Source organism: Roseburia porci (assembly GCF_009695765.1).
Taxonomy (GTDB): Bacteria; Bacillota; Clostridia; order Lachnospirales; family Lachnospiraceae; genus Roseburia; species Roseburia porci.
On record NZ_VUNI01000002.1, the window covers coordinates 163,475 to 186,867 of the forward strand.

Below are 23,393 nucleotides of genomic sequence, written 5' to 3' on the forward strand. Positions count from 1 at the left end.
AAACTGTATGGGGTTCTTTTTTGGAGCAGGCAGAAAATTCGTTGGAAATTTTTCTTGACAACAGGGAAAAACGTTTATATAATCAGATAGTGTGCATACATTCGCGCACATTTAGATAAACTACAGGAGGTGAAAATAATGCCAACATTCAACCAGTTAGTAAGAAAAGGACGTCAGACATCTGTTAAGAAGTCTACAGCACCTGCACTTCAGAAGAGCTACAACTCTTTACAGAAGAGACCAATCGATAATGCGTCTCCACAGAAGAGAGGTGTATGTACAGCTGTTAAAACAGCAACTCCTAAGAAACCTAACTCAGCTCTTAGAAAGATCGCCAGAGTTCGTCTTTCAAATGGAATCGAAGTAACATCTTATATTCCAGGAGAAGGTCACAACTTACAGGAGCATAGTGTTGTTCTGATTCGTGGTGGTAGAGTAAAAGACTTACCAGGTACAAGATACCATATCATCCGTGGAACACTTGATACAGCAGGTGTTGCAAACAGAAAACAGGCTCGTTCTAAATATGGTGCTAAGAAACCAAAGGCCGCTAAATAATTTTAGCAGACAATAGTATCACAAACAGAACTAAATAGGTTAGTGTTGGGATTGCCCTGAAATGCCGGGGATTTCACTTATTGGAATATAAATTCCGCACGAACACATTAGAAAGACACATGTGAGTACCGTTGAATTAATCGAAAATCAAAAAATCATGATTAAGGAGGGAAGTACCGTGCCACGTAAAGGACATACTCAAAAAAGAGACGTTTTAGCAGATCCAATGTATAACAGCAAAGTAGTTACAAAGCTTGTCAATAACATCATGTTAGATGGTAAGAAAGGTGTAGCTCAGAAAATTGTATACGGAGCTTTCGCTAAAGTAGAAGAGAAAACAGGAAAACCAGCTCTTGAAGTATTCGAAGAGGCAATGAACAATGTAATGCCAGTTCTCGAAGTAAAAGCAAGACGTATTGGTGGTGCAACATACCAGGTACCAATCGAGGTTCGTCCTGATCGTCGTCAGGCTTTAGGTCTTCGTTGGTTAACAACATTCTCCCGCGCAAGAGGAGAGAAGACCCAGGAAGAAAGACTGGCTAACGAGATTATGGATGCAGCAAACAATACTGGTGCATCTGTAAAGAGAAAAGAAGATATGCACAAAATGGCAGAGGCAAACAAAGCTTTTGCTCATTATCGTTTCTAATTTTCGCACAATTATAGGAGGAAAAAATCTTGGCTGGAAGAGAATATCCACTTGAGAGAACCAGAAATATCGGAATTATGGCTCATATCGATGCTGGTAAAACAACATTAACAGAGCGTATTCTTTATTATACTGGTGTAAACTATAAAATCGGTGATACTCATGAAGGTACTGCTACCATGGACTGGATGGAGCAGGAGCAGGAAAGAGGTATCACAATTACTTCAGCCGCTACAACATGTCACTGGACAATCGAAGAGAATGGTAAACCGAAGCCAGGTGCTCCGGAGAACCGTATCAACATCATCGATACTCCTGGACACGTAGACTTTACAGTTGAAGTAGAGCGTTCCCTTCGTGTATTAGACGGCGCCGTTGGTGTCTTCTGTGCAAAGGGTGGTGTTGAGCCACAGTCTGAGAACGTATGGCGTCAGGCTGATACCTATAATGTACCTCGTATGGCATTCATCAATAAGATGGATATCTTAGGTGCAAACTTCTACGGCGCTGTTGATCAGATCCGTGAAAGATTAGGAAAGAACGCAATCGTTATCTACTTACCAATCGGTAAAGAAGATGATTTCAAAGGAATCATTGACTTATTCGAGATGAGAGCTTACATCTACAATGATGAGAAGGGTGATGACATCTCTATCACAGATATCCCAGAGGATATGAAAGATGAGGCAGAACTTTATCATACAGAGTTGATCGAGAAAATCTGCGAATTAGATGATGATTTAATGATGCAGTATCTGGAAGGTGAAGAGCCATCTATCCCAGATCTGAAAGCAGCATTAAGAAAAGGAACCTGTGAGTGTACAGCAGTTCCAGTATGCTGTGGTTCTGCATACAGAAATAAAGGTGTTCAGAAGTTACTGGATGCAATTATCGAATATATGCCAGCACCAACAGACATCCCTGCTATCAAGGGTGTTGACCTGGATGGTAACGAAGTTGAGAGACATTCTTCAGACGACGAACCATTCTCAGCATTAGCATTCAAGATCATGGCTGACCCATTCGTAGGTAAGCTTGCATTCTTCCGTGTTTACTCCGGAACAATGAAATCAGGATCTTATGTATTAAATGCAACAAAAGATAAAAAAGAGCGTGTTGGACGTATCCTTCAGATGCATGCCAACAAGAGACAGGAACTTGACGTTGTTTACTCCGGAGATATCGCAGCTGCTGTAGGTTTCAAATTTACAACAACAGGTGATACAATCTGTGATGAGCAGCATCCAGTAATCCTTGAGTCTATGGAATTCCCTGAACCAGTTATCGAGCTCGCAATCGAGCCTAAGACAAAAGCTGCACAGGGTAAGATGGGTGAGGCTCTTGCAAAACTTGCAGAAGAAGATCCTACATTCCGTGCTCATACAGATCAGGAAACTGGTCAGACAATCATCGCTGGTATGGGTGAGTTACATCTTGAGATCATCGTTGACCGTCTGCTTCGTGAATTCAAGGTAGAGGCTAACGTTGGTGCACCTCAGGTTGCATACAAAGAGACATTCACCAAAGCAGTTGATCAGGAATACAAATATGCAAAACAGTCTGGTGGACGTGGACAGTACGGACACTGTAAAGTTAAATTCGAGCCAATGGATGCCAACGGAGAAGAATTATTCAAATTCGACTCTACTGTTGTCGGTGGTGCTATTCCTAAGGAATACATCCCAGCAATCGGCGAAGGTATCGAAGAAGCTACACAGGCTGGTCTGCTTGGCGGATTCCCTGTAGTTGGTATCCACGCTACTGTATACGATGGATCTTACCATGAAGTCGATTCTTCTGAAATGGCATTCCACATCGCTGGTTCTATGTGTTTCAAGGAGGCTATGCAGAAAGCAGCTCCTGTATTACTTGAGCCAATCATGAAAGTAGAAGTTACTATGCCAGAAGAGTACATGGGTGATGTTATCGGTGATATCAACTCACGTCGTGGACGTATTGAAGGTATGGATGATCTCGGCGGTGGAAAGATCGTTCGTGGATTCGTACCTCTGGCAGAGATGTTCGGATATGCTACTGACCTTCGTTCTAAGACTCAGGGTCGTGGTAACTACTCTATGTTCTTCGAGAAATATGAGCCAGTACCAAAGAACGTACAGGAGAAAGTACTTTCCGGTATTCAGAAATAGTAATACAGTAATATTGTAATTCCCCGAAAAAACGGGGAGTTACATTATAAAATAGCTTGAAAAAGCGCGAATTATTTTATATAATCAAATCAAAACCCAGCCCATAAGGGGCACAAAATTAAGGAGGACGTTCAAAAATGGCAAAAGCTAAGTTTGAAAGAACAAAACCACATTGTAATATTGGTACAATCGGACACGTAGACCACGGTAAAACTACTTTAACAGCAGCTATCTCTAAAGTATTAGCAGCAAGAGTTGCTGGTAACGAAGCTACTGATTTCGAGAACATCGATAAAGCTCCAGAAGAAAGAGAAAGAGGTATCACTATCTCTACAGCTCATATCGAGTACGAGACAGAGAAAAGACATTACGCACACGTTGACTGTCCAGGACATGCTGACTACGTTAAGAACATGATCACTGGTGCAGCTCAGATGGACGGAGCTATCTTAGTAGTAGCTGCTACTGACGGTGTTATGGCTCAGACAAAAGAGCACATCTTATTATCCCGTCAGGTAGGTGTACCTTACATCGTTGTTTTCTTAAACAAATGCGATATGGTAGACGATCCAGAACTTATCGAGTTAGTAGAGATGGAAGTAACAGAGCAGCTTGAAGAGTACGGCTTCAATGATTGCCCAATCATCAAAGGTTCTGCATTAAAAGCTCTTGAAGATCCAATGGGAGAATGGGGCGACAAAGTTATGGAACTTATGGATACTGTTGATGAGTACATCCCAGATCCAATCCGTGACACAGATAAACCATTCTTAATGCCAGTAGAGGACGTATTCACAATCACAGGTCGTGGTACTGTTGCTACAGGTAGAGTAGAAAGAGGAACATTACACCTTAACGACGAACTTGAGATCTTAGGTGTTAAAGAAGACGTTCAGAAAACAGTTGTAACTGGTATCGAGATGTTCCGTAAACAGTTAGACGAGGCTCAGGCTGGTGATAACATCGGTGCATTACTTCGTGGTATCAACCGTGATCAGATCGTTCGTGGACAGGTTCTTGCTAAACCAGGAACAGTTACATGCCACAGAAAATTCACAGCTCAGGTTTACGTATTAACAAAAGACGAAGGTGGACGTCATACTCCATTCTTCAACAACTATCGTCCACAGTTCTACTTCAGAACAACAGACGTAACAGGTGTTTGCGAATTACCAGCTGGTATTGAAATGTGCATGCCTGGTGATAACGTAGAGATGACAATCGAACTGATCCATCCAGTAGCTATGGAGCAGGGTCTTACTTTCGCTATCCGTGAAGGTGGACGTACAGTAGGTTCTGGTAGAGTTGCTACTATCGTTGAATAATTTCAATTGATAGTGTCACAAAGCTAGTAATTATAAGGCTTTCCGTGTTTTTACACGGAGAGCCTTTTTTACGTTTGCACGTAATAAATTTTGATTAGTGGCTCCAAAATGGCTCCATGATACGTGATAATACTTGTGTTCGTCAATCTTTGGACATAAAAAATCCCCTAAGTTTTGACACTTAAGGGATTCAATTCCTACCATTTTGTTATTTTCTTTATATCAGCTGCACGGTCAGGGTCTCTCTTGATAGACAGCTGTGCTTTGATATATTGGTCTACATCATTTCTGCCTTCATCTGATAACTGATAGTAGTTTGTCAGATGTTCATCTAATTTAGGCATATTATTTTTCCCAAACAAACACATAAGTGGATATAAGGTATTTTTGAGGTATCGTTTGATTCGGTTCCCATCCAAAATTTCATCCATGCCGGATGGAAGTTCTGGTAGAGTGATAGAATCGTTTTTGTCCCAATTCTCTGAATTGAGAGATGCATCTGAGCAAATCTCAGATACTTCGATACCTAAAGCATTGGCAATTCGTAATGCGAAATCAAAACGAATAGAAGTATCTTTTTGAATGATTGAGTATATAGTCGTTGGGCTTATAGTGGTTTCTCTCGCAACCCAACGTACACTTTTACCTTTCTGTTCAAGGATTTCCTTTAATCTTTGTCCGTCTCCCATGGCTAACACCATCCTTTCTACTTATGGATTATAACATGGTGTACGAAAAAAGTACATAGAAAATTTAAAAATGTACGAAAAATGATTGACAGTACGAAATTCGTACACTATAATGACAATATAAACAGTACGAAAATCGTACATTCTAAAAAGGAGGTGAGACCATGAATCGTACAAAGTATTTATTAACGGCAGATGATGTTAAGGACTATCTGGAATGTTCCAGAGACCATGCATACAAGGTTATCAAGAAATTGAATCTTGAACTTGCATCCATGGGATACGAAGTAGAAGCTGGCAAAGTGCCACGCAAATTCTTCGCAGAAAAATTTTATGGCTTTGAAGCATCGTAGAAAGGAGGAAGATTATGGCTTGTAAAGACAAAACAACGGGAACATGGGTTGCCCAGTGGTACGAGGTAGACATGTATGGCAAAAAGAAGAGACGTAAGAAACGTGGATTTAAAACCATGCGAGAGGCTAAATTGTATGAAAACGAAAGAACCTTAAAGGAACAAGGCGACATGAATATGCTCCTAAAGGACTTCATGGAACAGTATTTTGAGGATAAGCAGAACGAACTTAAGGAGAGAAGTGTCAGAAGTAAAAAGCAGATGATGGAGCGACATGTTATTCCATACTTTGGAGACATGAAGATGTGTGATATCACGGCTCCTCAAATCATCAAGTGGCAGAATGAGATGTATAAGAAAGGGTATTCAGAAAGCTATTTGCGAATGATTAACAATCAGCTGACGAGTTTATTTACTCATGCAATGAATGTTTATGATTTGAGCAATAATCCATGTAAAAAGGTTAAACGCATGGGAAAGGATGCTCCTAGAAGTTTGACATTTTGGACGGTGGATGAGTATGAGACATTTCTTGAGACAATGGATGAAAGCGACCACTATTATCTAATGTTTGAGATTTTATTTTGGACAGGTATTCGAGAAGGGGAAATGCTTGCACTCACAAAAGGGGATTTTGATTTCGTGAACTGTAAATTGCATATCACAAAGACCTATTATCGTATTGATGGAAAAGATGTAATTACGACACCAAAGACACCGGAATCAATTCGTACAATCGATATTCCGGAGTTCTTAAGGGATGCGATTAAAGAGTTCTGTGATAAGAAATATGGATTTCCGGATGATGAGCGATTGTTTCCAATCTGTGCAAGAGCGGTACAGAATAAATTGAAACGTCAGATTGCAAAAGCAGGAGTAAAGGATATTCGTGTGCATGACCTTAGACATTCACATGTGGCGTATTTAATCAATAAAGGAATTGAGCCTATTCTGATAAAGGAGAGGGTTGGACACAAGGATATTCGTATCACATTAAATACTTACGGACACTTATATCCGAATCAACAAAGAAAAGTAGCGGATATGCTGGATTTTGAAAAAGAAAAAAGCCCTAACAGCGGCAACTGCTAGGACTTGTGATAACAGGAAAACCTCTGTCATCTATGTAATCACAGCATAAGTATAACAGAGGTTCTTCTGTGTGACAATGAGATTTTAGGAAACGGAGGACTTTATGGAAGAAAAGAAAACAGAACTGAAAATGATTAAGATGTCAGAAGTACAGTCGCAGGAGATTGAGTGGCTTTGGTATCCATTCATCCCTTATGGAAAGCTGACAATCGTACAAGGTGATCCGGGAGACGGAAAGACAACCTTGATATTAAATATTGCAGCCAAGTTATCCAATGGAGAGGGGCTGGATAATGATATGAAGTTGACGGAACCAATGAACATTATTTATCAGACTGCCGAGGACGGGCTTGCAGATACTGTAAAACCAAGGCTTGAAAAAGCAGGTGCAGATTGTGAGCGGATAGTGGTAATTGATGAAAGCGACAAGTCTCTTTCTATGGCAGATGAAAGACTGGAAGAAGCTATTATACAGACCGGAGCGAGGATGTTGATTTTAGACCCGATACAGGCATACTTGGGCGGTGACATGGATATGAATAGGGCAAATGAAGCAAGGGATATGACGAAGCGTTTAGGAGCTTTGGCAGAGAAATACAAATGTGCCATTATTCTTATCGGTCATATGAATAAGGCATCCGGTAATAAGGCGGCTTATAGGGGCATGGGTTCCATTGATTTCTTTGCGGTAGCAAGGAGTGTGTTGCTAGTTGGCAGAGTGGAAGGAGAACCCAATATCAGAGCAGTTGTTCAGATAAAAAATAATCTGGCACAGTTCGGACACCCCAAGGCATTTGAACTGATGGAAAATGGTTTTAAGTGGTTGGGAGATTATGAGATTACAGCTGATGAAGTACTTGGCGGTATTGCCCCAAAAGCAAATAAACTGGAGCTGGCAAAGCAGATGCTTCGGGAGTTGGCAGAGACTTCTAATGCGGTACAGAGTAATGAGATTTTTGATATGGCTGAGGAACAGGGAATTTCTAAAAGAACATTGGAAAATGCAAAAAAGGAGCTGGGCATCAGGGCAAGAAAAATCAATAACTCATGGTATTGGGAACTGGATAAGATAAAGCAGATTTAAGGGAAGAACGCAACAATGCAGACTATATAAAATTTGCGGTAATGAACCTTGCAAGGTTGCAAAATTTATAGACATTGCGTTGTTGCGGTCTTGATGGAAAGGATGGATTGATAGGATTGAAGAATGTGCAGATTTCAGAGGAATTATTTATTGCACTCCTTAAATATCACTTGGTGGAAATAGATGATGTTTTACCGGAGATAAAGAAAGGTTTGGAAGAAAAATTGGAAGCTATGGTAAGGCGGGATTTATACACAAAATATAAGACGGCTCCAACTGAGGAAGAAAGAGAAAAGGCAAGGCAGGAGTATCTGGAAAAGGTGGGAATGTACCGAAGCTTCCGATGGTAAATTTTTCCCCTCAGTGTGTAGGACGGGAGCGTGTCACGCTCCTGTATATGGCAGTTAAGAAGAAAGCCGGATTAGGGTGTAATGGCAAAAGCGGACTACACTCACAAGCCCTCGGCGTTTGAGAGCGAAATACACCCATCGCACAAAACTTCGTTTTATGCTCTGTGTATTTCGCCCTTGCAGGGGGCAAAGGACAGCGTGGCTGTCCTTACAAATGCTAACGCATTTGTGGTTATGCCGGATACGGCAATAGGTTCGTAAACGGGCACCTAAGTGTCCACTCACGATAGCATAACCACTATCATTTTTTCAAAGAAAGGGGGCAATGCCTATTGTAAGAAATTCATTTATACAGATGTCAAAACTGCCAAATGTAAAAGGCAGAATCAGTTATATATCGAGCAAAGCAAGACAGGAAAATTTGTACGCAGTTTATGAAACAACTGACCGTAAATTTTGGACAGAACTTGCTAGGTGCAATCAGGAGGAATTTAAGAAAAGTGGAACGGAAGGAACCTGCATTGAAACCAGGGAGCTTATCATTGCGCTACCGGAAAGTTTCGTGGATTATGAGCCGGACAAGTTGCTGAAACTTTTCACGGAGCATTTCAAACAGAGTTACGGTGTGGAGTGTGTTTCAGCGTTGCACCATAATAAACGCAAGACCAATTATCATATCCATCTCATCTTTTCAGAGCGAAAGCTACTTGATGAGCCGGTGGAGAAGATTGCCACAAGAAATATGTTTTATGATGAAAATGGTAAGCATGTACGAACTAAAAAAGAGATACTGGATGAAGTCGGACAGCTTCGGAGTGGCTGTAAAATTATCCCTAAGGGCGAAGTGTACGAGCGTAATCTTTTCACTATCAAGGACAGCAGGTTTAAGAGCGACAGTTTCCTTGATGAAGTGAAACACTCTTACACTGATCTTATCAATATTTATGTAAAAGATGACAGGCAAAAGCTCAAGGTTTTTGACAGAAACGGTGTGTATCTGCCTACGAAAAAGATTGGTAAGAACAACCCAAAAGCGGAGCAGATAAAAACTGATAACCAGTACCGTGTCATGTGGAATCAGACGGTGGATAGAGCATTAATTAGCGGTGTGCCGGAGGGACAGATTTTGGAAGTGAAGCAGAGCGAAATCGGACAGAAAGTAAAGGCTTCCATTCAGAAGTCGGGAAGAAATCCGGCACTGCTAAAAAGCCTGATTATGACCGCTATTTATGCGTTGGAGCTTCTCATTGGCAAGGTGTTCAAGATGGCTTCACAAAAGGCAGATAAGGGCATAGAAACAGTTATTAAAGCAGAACCAGAACAGACACCTGTTAAGGAGATAAAATCATTTGTAAAAGCAGAGAGTGAGCTTGTGCCGGAAATGCCTAAGAAGTCAGCACTTGCTTCCAAGTATCCGAGACTTGCAGATATTTATAATAAACTGGAGAAACAAAATACAGCCATTTATGAGAGGGAACAGCAGCTTGCCAGCGTGGAGAAGGAGCTTGCTGGAACAAAGGGCATCTTTAAGGCAAAACAGCGTAAGGAGTTGCAGGAGCAGGCAGAACAGCTAAAGACACAGATAGCCAATATGAAACAGTACCTATCAAGTATGGTGCAGGGTTATGGATATAAGAATGTGAAGGAGTTTCTGGCTGAATACAGAGCGTCCAAAGCAGAGTATAGCGATTATCAGTCGGCAGTTGCAAAGTGGGAACAGCAGACCGGAAATAAGGCAGAACCGGACAGTTTAAAAGCAAAATTGCAAAGAAAGACACAGGAAGTAAGGGAACGAGAAAACAACAGACAGAGCCATCATTACAGGAGTGATAGAGGTGGCAGATAGGAGCAGTTTATGGAGAAACACATCATTGGAGAAAATGGAATTAGTTACACACTTGGAGAGGATGGATTGTATTATCCGGATTTGCAGATACCAGAAGGGACACACTATGAGATTGGTAAGTATGGACGGATGCGGTGGGAGTATTTGAAGAACCACCGCAGAGGGGAATATATCAAGCTACTTATGAATGGGAGATTGAATGAGTATTTGCATGAGGTTGATACACAATGTTATGAGAGATTAGAACTTCTTGTAGAGCAGATGAAAGCCGGAACAGGGATTACGGAAGAATTAAAAGCTACCGACCAGATGAAGTGGGTAGGGCTGATGAATAATGTGAGAAGTTCGGCAGATGAAATCGTATTAAAAGAGTTGATATATGTGTAGTGTGGGTGCGGAGCGTAATGCTCCGCATTCTTAAATTCTTGGCGCAAAATAACTTCTGTTATGATATACTCATTTTGGACTAAGAGAAAAATTTGAATTTTGTGAAGGATATAAGATATAGGTTTGTGATAAAAACATAATGATTAGAAAATATGAAAAAAGATTGAGTACAATGTACAAAGTTCTTAAGGAGATTTAGATGAATATTAAACTATTAAGAGATTGCATTGAATATAAAGAGCAAGTAATTAACTGGCTGAATCAAGAATTTGGATGTGAGACAAGCTACAGATTTTATAAAGAGTTAATAGAACATAGTATGGAGGAAGATGAACTTCCAATAACATTTGTGGCAATTGAGAATGAGACTTTAGTAGGTACAGTTGGTCTTTGGAGAGGGGATTTACTTTCACGACAGGATTTATATCCGTGGTTATCGGCATTAGTTGTGAACCGAAATTATAGAAATCGAAAGATTGGTCAGCAACTACAACAGTTCATAGAAGAATATTGTAGAAATAAACACTATGAACAAATTTACTTATATACAGATTTAGTTAATTACTATGAAAAAACGGGATGGATAGCTGTTGGTAAAGGGTATGAATATATGGGTGGGGAAGTAACTATTTATAAGAAGAGTCTCAAAGATTAAGTTTACGAGATAAAAGTGTATAGATATTCCATTCGACAAATTTCAGTTTGGTTAAGAGATGTATTCCGGTGCCAAAACGGTGCCAAGAAATCATGCAAATAAAAATAAGACGGCTAAATCTAAAGAAAATATGCAGATTTTAGCCATAAAAAGCATAGAAAATATATCGAAAAACGCTATTCATATAGCGTGAAGGTGGACGTACTGTAGGTTCAGGCCGTGTTGCTACAGTTATCGAATAATCAATAGATTATTATATAAACTAGCATTTATACAGGGGAAGTGATATTCACTTCCCCTGTATTTTCTATAATATATTTTCTTACAATATTCTGTTTCATATCATAAAGTGTTCGCACTTGTAAATTCATATCCAATCTGGAGCGTATTCAGAGTCGAAAGTTACTCAAATAACAGCAAATCCACGTAAAACAGCAAAGCCATAAATAACAGCAAATCCATATATGATATAGCCGCATATGACATTCAATTCGACAATTACTGTCTAGAAAACAGAAAGTAGCAACTAAGCAGTAAAATAATGCAGAAGGCAACATAAATGGGGAAATTTACTGCTTACTTTGAGATTGAAAGGTTTTAGACAGTAAAAGAAAAGACGGAAAGTCCCAAAAGTAAAGAAAATACTGCCTGAAAACAGAAAAAAGAAAAGTAAGCAGTAAGAGAAAATAAGAATATTCAAAAAAGTAAATAAATTACTGCCTGGGAAAAGGAAAGAGAAAAATAGACAGTAAGGGAGAAGAAAGAGGGGGGCAACGATAGTTACGATTTATAAAGAGATTCAAGAAATAGAGAAGGCATTAAAAAAGTAAAAGAAGAAGTCGAAATATTACCGAAAGGACATCTGCGCTGTTCAAGGAGCAATGGTACAGATCAGTATTTTATAGATGGAAAATATGTAAGCAAAAAGAACATAAAGTGGATAAAAGGAGTGGCTCAGCGAGAGTATTATGAAGACATAATTCCCATAATAGAGGGAATGTTAACAAAACTATATTTGGCTGATGAAATTTATAAGAATCAGATTATAAATAATAGTTACCAATCGTTATGCAATGCAAGAAAAAATTTGATTATGCCTGTATTCCAACCTCTTGAGCAAAAGATACAAAATTTTTTGACGGATCAATATCCGGCAGGAAGTTTTGAAGAAGAGGATCGGTCAGAATTTTATACAGCAAATGGGGAGAGAGTGCGTTCTAAATCCGAGATGTTAATATCCGATTTATTATATAGATATGATGTGCCATATCGATATGAAAAGCCGATTGAACTGTTGGATTGGAATAAGGTAATTATATGCAGACCGGATTTTACAATTATGAACAGAAGAACAGGGAAAATTTATATTTTTGAACATTTGGGCAGAATGGATGATGCCAATTATGTGGAAAATAATATGCATAAATTAAATTTATACGAAAAGAATGGCTATCTAATCGGGAAAAACCTGATAATTACAAGAGAGACAAGCAAAGAGCCGTTGAATACTGCTATAGTAGAATCATATATACAAGAGTTTTTCTTATAATGGCAGCATGTGGTTATCAGAACATCTGCCATGATGATTGTGCAAAAGTCTGAATTTTCAAAGTTAGAATTTTGAAAGCCATAATCCTGTTGCGGCAGTTTATTTTCCATAGGTAATGTGTTGAAGCTTAAAACAGACGGCATTCGCAATTTGAGTTCATATCCGTTATAATGAATCTTAGAAAGGTGATAAACAATAGATGATAGCTGGAGGATGAAAATGAAAAAAGCCAATTGGATCATTTTTGGCGTAATCACTGTTTTTTATATTGCAGCAATGGCTATGCCGTTTATTAATATTTTTTGTGTGTCAATGCCGGATTTTTTGCCGATAGCTGTGGCACTTGTATTATTGATGTTTATAATTGTTGGCTGGAAAAACGGAAAGGCAAAGACTGCGGTAAGAATTGTGAATGTGTGTATCGGAATATTCGCAATTATGATATGCCTTGCGGGAGAATATTTAAATCCATGGTGGAATTCAATTTCTGAACATCCGAATTCGTATACTTTTTTAAACTATAATGAGAAAATATCAGGTAAAGATGCGATTGCAGATATCGATTATGCCATGAAATATGTAAGAAAAATCCATCCTTTATGCTATAAAGGAATGCCAGATGGTGTTGAAAAACAGTATCAGGATGTAGTTGATTATTTAAAGGGGAAGGATGAAGTTGAAGTAGCAGAAGTACAGGCTGAACTACAGAGTATTTTGTCGCAGTTTCATGATGGCCATACGTCTGCAGCAATCTGGAATGATGACAGTTATCTGTACTTGAATGAATGGTATAAACATGAGATTGCCGGTGATCAGATAATCGCGATCAATGGTATTGGGGTGGATAACATATATGATGAAAAATTGAATCTTTATAGTGCGGATTCAAAAGAATACGGATATGCCAGATTTTGTAATGATGTAACAGATTTATCAGCACTGACCATGCTTGGGTATAATGCGGATGATGGAATTACCTATACATTTCTGAAGCCTTCCGGTGAGAAAACAGATGAAACCTATTATACAAAAGATTATGTTACCTATGACCAGTACTGCAGATATAATAATCTGGATGAGACAGAGGAATCGGATGAGGAAGACCCTTTTGTCTATTATACGATTGATACGGACAGAAGTCTTGCAACATTAACATTGAATAGCTGTAACTATAATCAGGAGTATCGGAATTGCCTGAAAAGTATGTTTACAGAAATTCAGGATAAAAATATACAAAATGTTGCAGTAGATCTGCGCAACAACGGAGGTGGTGCGTCCGCTGTTGTAAATGAATTTATCAGATATTTAAATGTTGATACATATAGGGGAATGGGCTCAAAAGTAAGATATGGCTGTTTTTACGTAAATGCGAATGAAGGGATTTGTAAAAACAAAAAATATAATGACCTGACTTTTAAAGGTAATGTATACGTTTTGACATCTGTGTATACATATTCATCGGCAATGGATTTTGCCATGTATATAAAAGATAATAATATGGGAAAAATTATCGGACAGGCATCAGGGAATAATCCAAGCAGTTATGGAGATATCAGCCAGATTTATTTAAAGAATTCCGGACTTGTGATGTCGGTTTCCATTAAGAAATGGTACAGGATTGATCCTCAAAAAGACGGAGAGCTGATCGAACCGGATTTTGAATGCAGTCCGGGGGATGAGTTTGAAAAGTTGTACAGTATTATAGATACAAAGAAACAATGATGGCGATGAACGAGGTAATGGAAGGAATGGTTGAGATAATAGCATGATAAAAGCAGTAATTTTTGACATGTATGAAACACTCATCACCCAGTATGGGGATGCAAAAGATATTCCGAAAGACCGAAGCGGTCTGCACTTGATGCATGGACCGTGCATATATTTCCGGGCACAGATGGCAGAAGACGCCGGGATCGACAGAGACACATTTGATGCGTGCTGGGAGCCGACAGAGGAAGCGCGGACAATAGGGCAGGTCACGCTGGAAGAGGCGATAGAGGGGATTTTGAAGGAGAACAACTGTTATTCAACAGAGCATTTTGAGAAGATCATTGAAAGCCGGAAAGAGGCAAAAAAGGCATGTTTTCGCTATCTTCATCCGGAGATGATCCCGATGTTAAATGCGTTGAAGGAGAAGCAGATGAAGGTGGCTTTAATCAGTAACTGTTATTCGGAGGAAGTGGATGCCATTCGGGAGAGCCTTCTTTTTCCGTATTTCGATAAGGCATATCTGTCTTATGAACAGGGTGTGAAGAAACCGGATGCGGAGATTTTCAGGCGTTGTCTTGCAGATCTGCAGGTGAAACCGGGAGAATGCCTGTATATTGGAGACGGTGGAAGCCATGAACTGGAAGCAGCATCGCAAGCCGGAATGCATGCCATGCAGGCGCGGTGGTATATCAGTAAAGTTCCGTTTCTGGACGAGAAAAAGGAAGCATTTAACCAGCTTGATTCTCCGATGGATGTGCTGATGTATATTTTTGCAGGATAGCTTTAAAACGAGTCGTAAAAATACTAGATAGATACACTTCGTTATGATATGCTAAAGTTAAGAAATGAATGGTAAAAATACGCGAAAGGAAGTACTAAGATGGAGTACCTGGGGCAGATCAATGAAACCTCTTATCTTTCCGTCCCGAATGCACCGGTATATAGAAAGATTATGAGGTGTTTTTATCGTGAGTACGAAAAGATGAATTTTCAGCTGTATAAGGAAGATGTTTTTGCACTTCTGAAACAGGATGAAGCTTTTGAAAATTATTCGATGGAACAGCTGGTTTTAGATCTGGATGCACTGGTAAAATGGAAGAATCTTACACCAATCCAGGATCCGGGCAGAGTATATACAATCGCAGATTACAAAAATAAACAGTATCAGTATACAATGTCAGAATATGCAGTTGAGATTGAGCGTCTGACAGTGCGGCTTGAAACTGTTTTTCTGGAATCCGGAAACCTTTCCACGAATTTTTTTGTACGGTTGGAGAAGAGCTTGAGCGAGGTGCCTGAGATGGAACGGGCATCAATGAAAGAAGTCAATGAATGGTGGAGTATGCTTCAGGAGGATTTTAAGCGCCTGAACCAGAATTATCAAGATTATCTGCGTGACTTTTATTCCGGAAAGTCGGATCAATTGATGAAATCCGTAGAATTTGTCGTTCATAAAGACAAATTTATCCAATATCTGACTGAATTTGTGCAGGAGATGCAGCGCCATTCCCATAGGATTGAGCAGATCCTGATCAAGAATCTTCCTATCATGGAAGGGATCATTCTGGATAAAGTAGTACAAAGTGAACTTGATATTCCGCATGCAATTCTTGAACTTCAGGGGAATGCAGAGCCTGGCATAAGGGAAAATGTGGAGGGCAAATGGAACTCCCTGAAAAATTGGTTTCTGGATTCGGATAAAAGGGAGTGTGAGTGCAAAAAGGTACTAAAAATCACAAATGATGTAATCCGGAGCATTATCCAGAATGCTGCGCTGATTGTACAGATCCAGAACTGGGGAATCAGCCGGAAAGACGACTACAAAAAATTCTTAGAACTGTTTCTGAAATGTAAAGATCTGGATGAAGCGCAAAGATTGTCAGCCCATGTATTTGGTGTTCAGAGAATCCAGCATTTCAAAACAATTTATCCAAGAGAAGAGGATTCTATTAACAACAGTATATATGAAGAGGAATCAGCCGGATTTCTGTTGAAACCCCATACACGAAACTACCGTGAGAAAAAGGACCGGCGGGGATTTGAGGATAAATCTCTTGAAAAGATGATACAAAGGGAAGCATACCTCAGACAGGCAAAAAGACAAAAAGAAATTGTCATGCAGTATATTAAAGATCATAAAATCGTTTTTTCTGAAATCAGAGAACCTGTTACTGAAGAAACAAGAACTGTTTTTTTACAATGGATTGCTCAGGCAAACATGAATTCGCAGAAGCTTGGAAGAACAGAATATGGACAGGAATACCGGTTGATCCGCGGAAAAGAGGATTGTGTGCTGAAGTGCGAGGATGGTGATCTGGTCATGCCTGCGTATATATTGGAGTTTGAAGAGTCATGAATGAATTAAGGACATTATTTGAGAAGTTCTGGATCTGCAGGGATACAGATAAAGAAAGTTATTACAGAGTAAAAAGGGATATTCCGCAATTTCAGCGTTTTGTCAGGGAACAGCTTGGCTGGAAGCTGGTTCATACGGAGAATCTGCTGAAACTGGAGAAGCGGCCGGCTCATGCAGAGCCTTTTATGGGAATCGGCGAATTTACAGAGATCAGAGATTACTGCATTCTTTGTGTCGTACTTATGTACCTGGAGGATAAAGAAGAGCAGGAGCAGTTTCTGCTTTCAGAGTTGATCGATTATGTAGAAACGCAGTTGAAGGATTATATGGAGGTTGACTGGACTTCTTTTACCCAGAGGAAGTCTCTGGTACGGGTTTTGCAATATATGGAACGGCTTCAGATGCTTCGGGTATACGAAGGGCAGAGTGAAGCATTTGGTATGGAAGCTGGTCAGGAAGTATTGTATGAAAATACCGGATATTCCAGATATTTTGCGACAAGTTTCCCAATGGATATTTCTGGATATCAATCCTGGAAGGATTTTGAGACAACCGATTTTGAAGAAGTGCAGGAGGACAGAGGTGCGGCACGTATTAACCGCGTCTACCGGCAGCTTGCGGTGTGCCCGGCAATGTACTGGGAAGAAAGTGATGATGCAGATGCACGCTACCTCAAGAACCAGAGACAGTGGGTGGCAAAATATTTAAGAGAGAATCTGGGGGGACAACTGGATATATATAAAAATACAGCATGTCTGACGTTGGATGAGGATGACTGTTATGGAAGCGTTCATCCGAGGAATGCGATGCTTCCGGAAGTGGTGCTTTTGGTCTGCAGCAGCATTCAGGACGAGCTGGCAGCGGGCAGCCTGAAAAAAAGTGACAATGAGTGCATATATGTGGATCGTTATGAATTTGAGCACATCATTCTCTCCTGCCGTAAAAAGTGGCTTTTTGCATGGAGTAAGGAATTCCGTGAAATGGAGAAAACAAAATTCGTAGAAACCGTGAAGGAATATATGAAAAACTGGCAGATGATCAGGTGTGAGGATGAACGGATCGTAATATATCCAGTCGCAGGAAGAGTGAGTGGAGTCTACCCGTCTGATGTTAATGGAGGAGCGAAAGATGACTGAGCGTTGGAAAATGAACCGGATCGGATTTGTGAATTTCTGGTTATATGATGAGGAAGATTTTGAATTTGCAGACGGAAAACTGTTGCTGCGTGGGCAGAACGGTTCAGGAAAATCAATTACCACGCAAAGCTTTATCCCTTTTGTACTGGATGGAGACCGCACTCCAAGCCGGTTAGATCCATTTGGCTCAAGTGACCGGAGAATGGAATATTATTTCCTGGGTGAGGAAGGAAAAGATGAGTCAACCGGCTATCTTTTTCTCGAATTCAGCAAGGAGCATGGAGAGACAAAGGAATATCGGACGATCGGGATCGGACAACGTGCGAAGCGCGGAAAGCCTATGGATTTCTGGGGTTTTGTTATTTTGGATGGAAGACGGATCGGAACGGATCTGTGGCTTTATAAGGAGGTTGGCACAAGCAGGATTCCCATTGATAAGCGGGAGATGAGAGCCGCTCTTGGCGAGGAGAATTTTATTACAGACAGTCAGAGTGAGTATAAAAAGCATGTAAACCAGTATATTTTCGGCTTCCGTAAAGAAGAACAGTATGAACAGTTTATTAAACTTCTGGTGAAGGTAAGGGCGCCAAAGCTTTCCAAGGAGTTTAAACCGACAAAGGTATACGAGATCTTAAATGATTCTTTACAGACATTAACGGATGAGGATCTGAGAGCCATGGTGGATGCCATGGAGAAAATGGATGAGATCCAGGACAGTCTTGAGATGCTTAACCGTGCGTTTTCTGATATCAGGGCAATACGGACCGAGTACACACGCTACAATCAGTATATGCTTGCAAAGAAAGCACAGGCATATCTGAAAAAGAAACAGGAAGTTTCGGATGCAAAACAGAAGTTAGATGCCATGGACTCACAGATCCGGCAGATGACAGATTCCTGTGAAGAAAAAAGAGTGCTTTTCAGACAGCTAAAGGAGAGAAAGATACTGGCTGAGACAGAGCGGAACGGTCTTATGGACATGAATCTTGAGGAGATTGATCATAAACTCGAAATGGCCAGGGAACAAAGAGCTGTGGCAGCAAAGGATATGCAGCATTGGGTCGATAAGATCGATCATTATAAGGAGAAAATAAGGATTGGATATGAGCAGCTGAAAGAGCTGCAGGAGTGTTTACAACAGAAGCAGCAGGATTTACAGGAGCAGACAGAGGAACTGGAAGAACAGCAGGAGATTTTGCAATGGGATCAGTTCGAGAGTGCCATCCGTATGGTAAGAAACGAGGAAACCAGCGCTTCGGAAGAAGTCGCAAAAAGCCTGAATGTTTTAAAAAAGCTGTTAGAAGAATGCAAAAAGGCGATTGCTGAGTATGAAGAGCTGGGCAGACGATATGACAGCATTTCGCAGAAGCTGGAGCAGGAAAAAAGCCAGAAGCTTCAGAAAGAACAGGCACTTGAGGAGGCAAAAGAACAGGTTGTAAGAAGCATCGACAAGTGGATCGTGGATCTGTATGAGCTTGGGAAGGCATCTGCTATCTGGCAGCCGGATCCGGCAGTTTTGCAGGAGGCTGAGCAGAAGGTAAGGGAATATCAATCTGTGAAGGATGCAGGAACTTTGCAGGAACTGCTGCGAAGTGATTACGAAAAGCAGAGACGGAAGTTTCTTGATATCAGATATGACAGGGAAAATGAGCGTAGACAGAAACAGGAATCACTGGAGCAGACATTGCAGCAGCTGGATATGGTCCGTAACCAGGAGGAACTGGAACCGGAGCGGGATGAGTGTACAAAGGAATCAAGGGCGGCATTGCAGCAGCTTGGGATTCCAGCAGTTCCGTTTTATAAGACCGTGGAGTTTTCCGAAGAACTGGATCCGGCTGCAAGTGCAAGGCTTGAAGCACAGCTTCAGAAGGCAGGAATTCTGGATGCGCTGGTTGTATCGCAGGAAGATCTGGACAGAATAAAGGAGCAGTACCCGGAATTTCTGGATTCCATTATTTCGATAGAACAACCCGGTAATTCGGATTTTGCAGGATTAGTGGCTGGTGATGAACTTGCGTCAGATCTACGGGACAGTGTGCAGCAGATCCTCAGCAATATTTATGAATCGGATGAGAAACAGGCAGGAATCTGTCTGAAGCAGGATGGATGGTACAGACAGGGGATTCTGCTTGGACGTGCTGATAAGGCGGGAGATGCTGAATATATCGGAGTTCTTGCAAGAAAAAGACGTAAGGAACAAAGAATCAGTGAACTTACGAATCGCCTGGAGGAGCAGACAAAAGCGATCAAAGAGCTGGATACCCTTATTGCTCAGCTCAACGAGAATCTTACTGCGCTTGAGAGCGAATATGGGAAGCTGCCTGGTTTTGCACAGATCAATGCCTCACTGGATCAGGAAAAAGAAAGCAGCTTTGCCCTGCAGCAGATCCAGAAACAGTACCAGGAGACCTTGCAGCAGGAAAACAGGTTGGTGAAGGAGAAAAACAACCAGTATCAGATCATGCTTCAACAGTGCAGACCATTTCCTTATGGAAGAACAGAGCGGGCATACAATGAGGCGATTGACGCAGCAGAGGAATTCGGCTGTGTATGGCAGGAGATCAGGCAGAATCTGCTATCCCTAGAGAACACCAGAAGCAGCATAATATCCAGAAAGGATATGGTGGAACAGGATGAGAATTCTATGGATGATGCATTTGCACAAAGGGATAAATGCAGCACGGAGGTAAAAAAGAGGGATGTTGAGATCCAGCAGTGTGAAGAGTATCTGAACCGTCCAGACATTGTGGAAAAAGCAAACCGTCTGAAAACGCTCCGGGAAGAACTCCGAAATATGGAAACGGAAATGACTTCTATAGATAAAGAAATGGCTGTTTTAAATGACAGGTTAGAGCATTTGACAAATGAGGAGCCGGAGCAGAAGAGCCTGCTCCAGCAGAAAATTGCCCATGAGACACTGCTCCGTAGTTATTTTGAAGAAGAACTTTCCCTTAAGCTTGTTATCGAACAGGAGAACAAAGCACTTTCTGACTGTGCAGGGGAGGCAGTAGGGCTGCTCAGGGAAGGGGATAAGGATAAATCACCGTCTGAGATGTTTCAGTCACTGTACCTTGCATACCAGAGACACAATGGCAGCCTGACAAGCTATGGAACAGCGATCGAGAACTGCTTTGCAGCGGACATCAGCCAGCCGGTGGGAGAAACAGATGCCCTGCGCAGCCGTGCACGTATTGTATCCACATGGAATGGCAAGAAAGTATATCTGGAAGAATTTTATCATATACTGAAGGCTGCAATTGATGAGACGGAACTTTTGATCCAGAAAAAGGACAGAGAATTGTTTGAGGATATTTTATCCCAGACGATCAGTCAGCAGCTGACAGACCGGATCGCAGAGAGCAGGAAATGGGTATGGGATATGTCAAAACTGATGCGGGAGATGGACACGTCGATGGGACTCAGCTTTTCCCTGGACTGGAAACCACGGAAAGCGGAAAATGATGTGGAACTTGATACTGCGGAGTTAGAGGAGATACTGCTTCGTGACCGGGCACTTCTTACGATGGATGATATTGAGAGGGTGGCTGCACATTTCCGGAGTAAGATCCGGATGGAAAAACAGAAGCTGGAAGAAGACAATGGAGTAATCAACTACATGGATCTGGTCCGGGATGCACTGGATTATCGGAAATGGTTTGAATTCCATATGTTTTTCAGAAAGGGAGAAGAACCTAAGAAGCTTTTGACCAATGCTGCATTTAACCGGTTTAGCGGTGGAGAAAAAGCAATGGCAATGTATGTTCCGCTGTTTGCAGCAGTAAACGCACAGTACCAGAAAGCGGAGAAGAAGGATCATCCGCGGATGGTCGCACTGGATGAGGCATTTGCTGGCGTAGATGACAAGAATATCAGCAGTATGTTTGAACTGGTGCAGAAACTTGATTTTGACTATATCATGAATTCCCAGGCATTATGGGGCTGTTTTAAGACGGTAAAGAGACTCAGGATTGCAGAATTATTAAGGCCACAGAATTCGAAAACAGTTTCCGTGATCCGCTATACATGGAATGGAAGGGAAAGAGTGCTGGATGAGCAATGAGAAAGAATGTGCACAATATTTCCGGAATCAGAGTGCATATCACAGGTGCTTTCAGGAATTATGGAAAAAATGGCGCTCCTATGGAAGAATAGCCGGACGCATTACGTTAAAGAATACATCGGAAGCCGAGCGCAGGGCCATTGGAGGCATGATCGGTAAAACGTTTTATGAGGAAACCATTCGTTTTTCATTTTCAGAATTTGAAGAAGGTCTGCAGAAGACACGTTTTGGTCCAGTTGATATGCAGATCCTTCTGGAAGAATATTTTGGGAAAAAGCTAAGAACCCATCAATCAGAGATGGAAGAAGAACAAAAAAGAAAAAGTGATTTTTTCGGTGAGCTGGTTTCTTATGTTTCCAGTGCAGCAGGTGAGGACACTGCCTCTTCCAAATGGATGAAGGATGTCACCATTGCAAAAAAATACGGTTATCAGCTGATCATAAAAGAATATGGGAAAAATCCGGGGCAGGCGAAAAAGCTTGTGCGAAATGTCGGACAGGCACTGATCCGCTTAGAAGAACTGCACGATCTGGAAACTGATGTTCCTTTAGCAGTTTTTGCAGCCGATATAACGGATAATCCGCATTATTTTGATCGTGGCACCATCCCGGGGCAGCTTCTCGTTCATGGAATCTGTTATTGCAAGGGAGCAGAGCTGCCGGAAAGTGCTCATGGCTGGCGCAGGCTGATGCAGAGTGTACATATTATTCCGGATAATATTTCATCCTTTGTGCATGCATACGGACTGCGCCTGCTGACAAACGAAGGCTGGCATCCAGCGTATGAATTGTTTTGCAGTAGAAAAGAACCCTATGTGATCACAATGGAAAATCTGTGTGGAATTGTGGGTGCGCTGCCGGCTGGAACACAGGCAGATATGTTTTCCGGCGGATCTGTTTATGTGGTGGAAAATGAGATGGTTTTTACATATCTGATCCATAATCTTGGAAATCGGCAATACACGTTGCTTTGCACATCTGGGCAGCCTCGTTCGGCAGTACAGCTGTTACTTCCTATGATTTTAAAAAGCGGTGCACAGATATATTATAGTGGAGATATTGATCCAGATGGAATCCGTATTGCAGACCGTCTCTGGCAGAAGTTTGGAGATGGATTCCACATATGGAGAATGGAAGCAGAGGACTACGAAAAGAGTTGTTCAAACGAAGTGATTGGAACGGTTGGAATCCGTAAATTAGAAAATATCCATCATCCACAGTTAAAGCTGACAGCGGAAGCTGTAAAAAAGAAAGAAAAGGCCGGATATCAGGAAAATATCCTGCAGGAGTTATTAAATGATATCGTTAGCGAAACGGAAAGAAAAAGTCCCGCATCTAAACGAGAAAATGACCTCAGCCAAAAATAAAACAAGCAAGTAGTATTTGAAACTACATAATAAAGTAAAACATACAATTAAACGTTGACACACAAACCATAAAAGCCTATAC

At 41.1% G+C, this 23,393-nt stretch carries 19 protein-coding genes; 18 read left to right on the forward strand and 1 reads right to left on the reverse strand.

Translation table 11 applies throughout. The features are described 5' to 3' along the window. The first annotated feature begins 138 nt into the window (after positions 1 to 138). From rpsL to tuf, 4 genes are all read left to right on the forward strand, one after another. Positions 139 to 558 carry a 30S ribosomal protein S12 gene (rpsL, locus tag FYJ75_RS02170; protein WP_154428375.1) on the forward strand — a complete coding sequence of 140 codons (420 nt, stop codon included), beginning with the start codon at positions 139 to 141 and terminating at the stop codon, positions 556 to 558. A 178-nt stretch (positions 559 to 736) separates the two neighbouring features. Beyond that, complete coding sequence (gene rpsG / locus FYJ75_RS02175) at positions 737 to 1,207, forward strand: 30S ribosomal protein S7 (RefSeq protein WP_328596828.1); 471 nt, start codon at positions 737 to 739, stop codon at positions 1,205 to 1,207. Positions 1,208 to 1,236: 29 nt separating this feature from the next. Beyond that, positions 1,237 to 3,354 carry an elongation factor G gene (fusA, locus tag FYJ75_RS02180; RefSeq protein ID WP_154428377.1) on the forward strand — a complete coding sequence of 706 codons (2,118 nt, stop codon included), beginning with the start codon at positions 1,237 to 1,239 and terminating at the stop codon, positions 3,352 to 3,354. A 137-nt stretch (positions 3,355 to 3,491) separates the two neighbouring features. Continuing rightward, positions 3,492 to 4,679, forward strand: a complete 1,188-nt coding sequence (gene tuf / locus FYJ75_RS02185) for an elongation factor Tu (RefSeq protein WP_154428379.1) — start codon at positions 3,492 to 3,494, stop codon at positions 4,677 to 4,679. Between the two features lie 197 nt (positions 4,680 to 4,876). Here the strand turns inward: tuf and FYJ75_RS02190 are convergent, their stop codons facing one another. After that, the gene (locus tag FYJ75_RS02190) at positions 4,877 to 5,368 is read right to left on the reverse strand and encodes a helix-turn-helix domain-containing protein (protein WP_154428381.1); all 492 of its coding nucleotides are present in this window, start codon (positions 5,366 to 5,368) and stop codon (positions 4,877 to 4,879) included. Positions 5,369 to 5,532: 164 nt separating this feature from the next. Between FYJ75_RS02190 and FYJ75_RS02195 the strand changes: the two genes are divergently transcribed. From FYJ75_RS02195 to FYJ75_RS02260, 14 genes are all read left to right on the forward strand, one after another. Further along, positions 5,533 to 5,721 carry a DNA-binding protein gene (locus tag FYJ75_RS02195; RefSeq protein ID WP_154428383.1) on the forward strand — a complete coding sequence of 63 codons (189 nt, stop codon included), beginning with the start codon at positions 5,533 to 5,535 and terminating at the stop codon, positions 5,719 to 5,721. A 14-nt stretch (positions 5,722 to 5,735) separates the two neighbouring features. After that, on the forward strand, positions 5,736 to 6,812 hold the full coding sequence (locus tag FYJ75_RS02200) for a tyrosine-type recombinase/integrase (RefSeq protein ID WP_154428385.1): 1,077 nt from the start codon (positions 5,736 to 5,738) through the stop codon (positions 6,810 to 6,812). A gap of 103 nt (positions 6,813 to 6,915) precedes the next feature. Then, positions 6,916 to 7,896 carry an AAA family ATPase gene (locus tag FYJ75_RS02205; RefSeq protein ID WP_154428387.1) on the forward strand — a complete coding sequence of 327 codons (981 nt, stop codon included), beginning with the start codon at positions 6,916 to 6,918 and terminating at the stop codon, positions 7,894 to 7,896. Between the two features lie 116 nt (positions 7,897 to 8,012). Then, a complete protein-coding gene (locus FYJ75_RS14815) occupies positions 8,013 to 8,246 on the forward strand; it encodes a complexin-2 (protein WP_154428532.1) in 234 nt (77 codons plus the stop codon). A gap of 325 nt (positions 8,247 to 8,571) precedes the next feature. After that, on the forward strand, positions 8,572 to 10,092 hold the full coding sequence (locus tag FYJ75_RS02215; protein WP_154428389.1) for a MobA/MobL family protein: 1,521 nt from the start codon (positions 8,572 to 8,574) through the stop codon (positions 10,090 to 10,092). Positions 10,093 to 10,101: 9 nt separating this feature from the next. Continuing rightward, positions 10,102 to 10,479 (forward strand): TnpV protein, encoded by a 378-nt coding sequence (locus FYJ75_RS02220; RefSeq protein WP_154428391.1) that lies wholly within the window; start codon positions 10,102 to 10,104, stop codon positions 10,477 to 10,479. Between the two features lie 199 nt (positions 10,480 to 10,678). Then, positions 10,679 to 11,134 carry a GNAT family N-acetyltransferase gene (locus FYJ75_RS02225; RefSeq protein WP_154428393.1) on the forward strand — a complete coding sequence of 152 codons (456 nt, stop codon included), beginning with the start codon at positions 10,679 to 10,681 and terminating at the stop codon, positions 11,132 to 11,134. A 949-nt stretch (positions 11,135 to 12,083) separates the two neighbouring features. Then, positions 12,084 to 12,683, forward strand: a complete 600-nt coding sequence (locus FYJ75_RS02230) for a hypothetical protein (RefSeq protein ID WP_154428395.1) — start codon at positions 12,084 to 12,086, stop codon at positions 12,681 to 12,683. Between the two features lie 219 nt (positions 12,684 to 12,902). Then, on the forward strand, positions 12,903 to 14,405 hold the full coding sequence (locus FYJ75_RS02235) for a S41 family peptidase (protein WP_195838922.1): 1,503 nt from the start codon (positions 12,903 to 12,905) through the stop codon (positions 14,403 to 14,405). A 43-nt stretch (positions 14,406 to 14,448) separates the two neighbouring features. Further along, positions 14,449 to 15,174 carry an HAD family hydrolase gene (locus FYJ75_RS02240; protein ID WP_154428399.1) on the forward strand — a complete coding sequence of 242 codons (726 nt, stop codon included), beginning with the start codon at positions 14,449 to 14,451 and terminating at the stop codon, positions 15,172 to 15,174. Positions 15,175 to 15,273: 99 nt separating this feature from the next. Next, complete coding sequence (locus tag FYJ75_RS02245; protein WP_154428401.1) at positions 15,274 to 16,749, forward strand: TIGR02677 family protein; 1,476 nt, start codon at positions 15,274 to 15,276, stop codon at positions 16,747 to 16,749. Then, positions 16,746 to 17,885, forward strand: coding sequence for a TIGR02678 family protein (locus FYJ75_RS02250; RefSeq protein ID WP_154428403.1), 1,140 nt, complete (start codon positions 16,746 to 16,748; stop codon positions 17,883 to 17,885). Before FYJ75_RS02245 ends, FYJ75_RS02250 begins: the two co-directional genes overlap by 4 nt. Continuing rightward, positions 17,878 to 21,945 (forward strand): TIGR02680 family protein, encoded by a 4,068-nt coding sequence (locus tag FYJ75_RS02255; RefSeq protein ID WP_154428405.1) that lies wholly within the window; start codon positions 17,878 to 17,880, stop codon positions 21,943 to 21,945. Before FYJ75_RS02250 ends, FYJ75_RS02255 begins: the two co-directional genes overlap by 8 nt. Beyond that, entirely contained in the window at positions 21,935 to 23,311 is a 1,377-nt protein-coding gene (locus FYJ75_RS02260; RefSeq protein WP_154428407.1) for a TIGR02679 family protein, read from the forward strand. Before FYJ75_RS02255 ends, FYJ75_RS02260 begins: the two co-directional genes overlap by 11 nt. Positions 23,312 to 23,393: the final 82 nt, after the last annotated feature.

What these genes read in the sequence shown, in the direction of transcription:
- rpsL (WP_154428375.1), top strand. Translation starts at nt 139, where the DNA reads ATGCCAACATTCAACCAGTTAGTAAGAAAAGGACGTCAGACATCTGTT.
- tuf (WP_154428379.1), top strand. Translation starts at nt 3,492, where the DNA reads ATGGCAAAAGCTAAGTTTGAAAGAACAAAACCACATTGTAATATTGGT.
- FYJ75_RS02190 (WP_154428381.1), bottom strand. Translation starts at nt 5,368, where the DNA reads ATGGGAGACGGACAAAGATTAAAGGAAATCCTTGAACAGAAAGGTAAA.
- FYJ75_RS02195 (WP_154428383.1), top strand. Translation starts at nt 5,533, where the DNA reads ATGAATCGTACAAAGTATTTATTAACGGCAGATGATGTTAAGGACTAT.
- FYJ75_RS02200 (WP_154428385.1), top strand. Translation starts at nt 5,736, where the DNA reads ATGGCTTGTAAAGACAAAACAACGGGAACATGGGTTGCCCAGTGGTAC.
- FYJ75_RS02205 (WP_154428387.1), top strand. Translation starts at nt 6,916, where the DNA reads ATGGAAGAAAAGAAAACAGAACTGAAAATGATTAAGATGTCAGAAGTA.
- FYJ75_RS02215 (WP_154428389.1), top strand. Translation starts at nt 8,572, where the DNA reads ATGCCTATTGTAAGAAATTCATTTATACAGATGTCAAAACTGCCAAAT.
- FYJ75_RS02220 (WP_154428391.1), top strand. Translation starts at nt 10,102, where the DNA reads ATGGAGAAACACATCATTGGAGAAAATGGAATTAGTTACACACTTGGA.
- FYJ75_RS02225 (WP_154428393.1), top strand. Translation starts at nt 10,679, where the DNA reads ATGAATATTAAACTATTAAGAGATTGCATTGAATATAAAGAGCAAGTA.
- FYJ75_RS02235 (WP_195838922.1), top strand. Translation starts at nt 12,903, where the DNA reads ATGAAAAAAGCCAATTGGATCATTTTTGGCGTAATCACTGTTTTTTAT.
- FYJ75_RS02240 (WP_154428399.1), top strand. Translation starts at nt 14,449, where the DNA reads ATGATAAAAGCAGTAATTTTTGACATGTATGAAACACTCATCACCCAG.
- FYJ75_RS02245 (WP_154428401.1), top strand. Translation starts at nt 15,274, where the DNA reads ATGGAGTACCTGGGGCAGATCAATGAAACCTCTTATCTTTCCGTCCCG.
- FYJ75_RS02250 (WP_154428403.1), top strand. Translation starts at nt 16,746, where the DNA reads ATGAATGAATTAAGGACATTATTTGAGAAGTTCTGGATCTGCAGGGAT.
- FYJ75_RS02255 (WP_154428405.1), top strand. Translation starts at nt 17,878, where the DNA reads ATGACTGAGCGTTGGAAAATGAACCGGATCGGATTTGTGAATTTCTGG.
- FYJ75_RS02260 (WP_154428407.1), top strand. Translation starts at nt 21,935, where the DNA reads ATGAGCAATGAGAAAGAATGTGCACAATATTTCCGGAATCAGAGTGCA.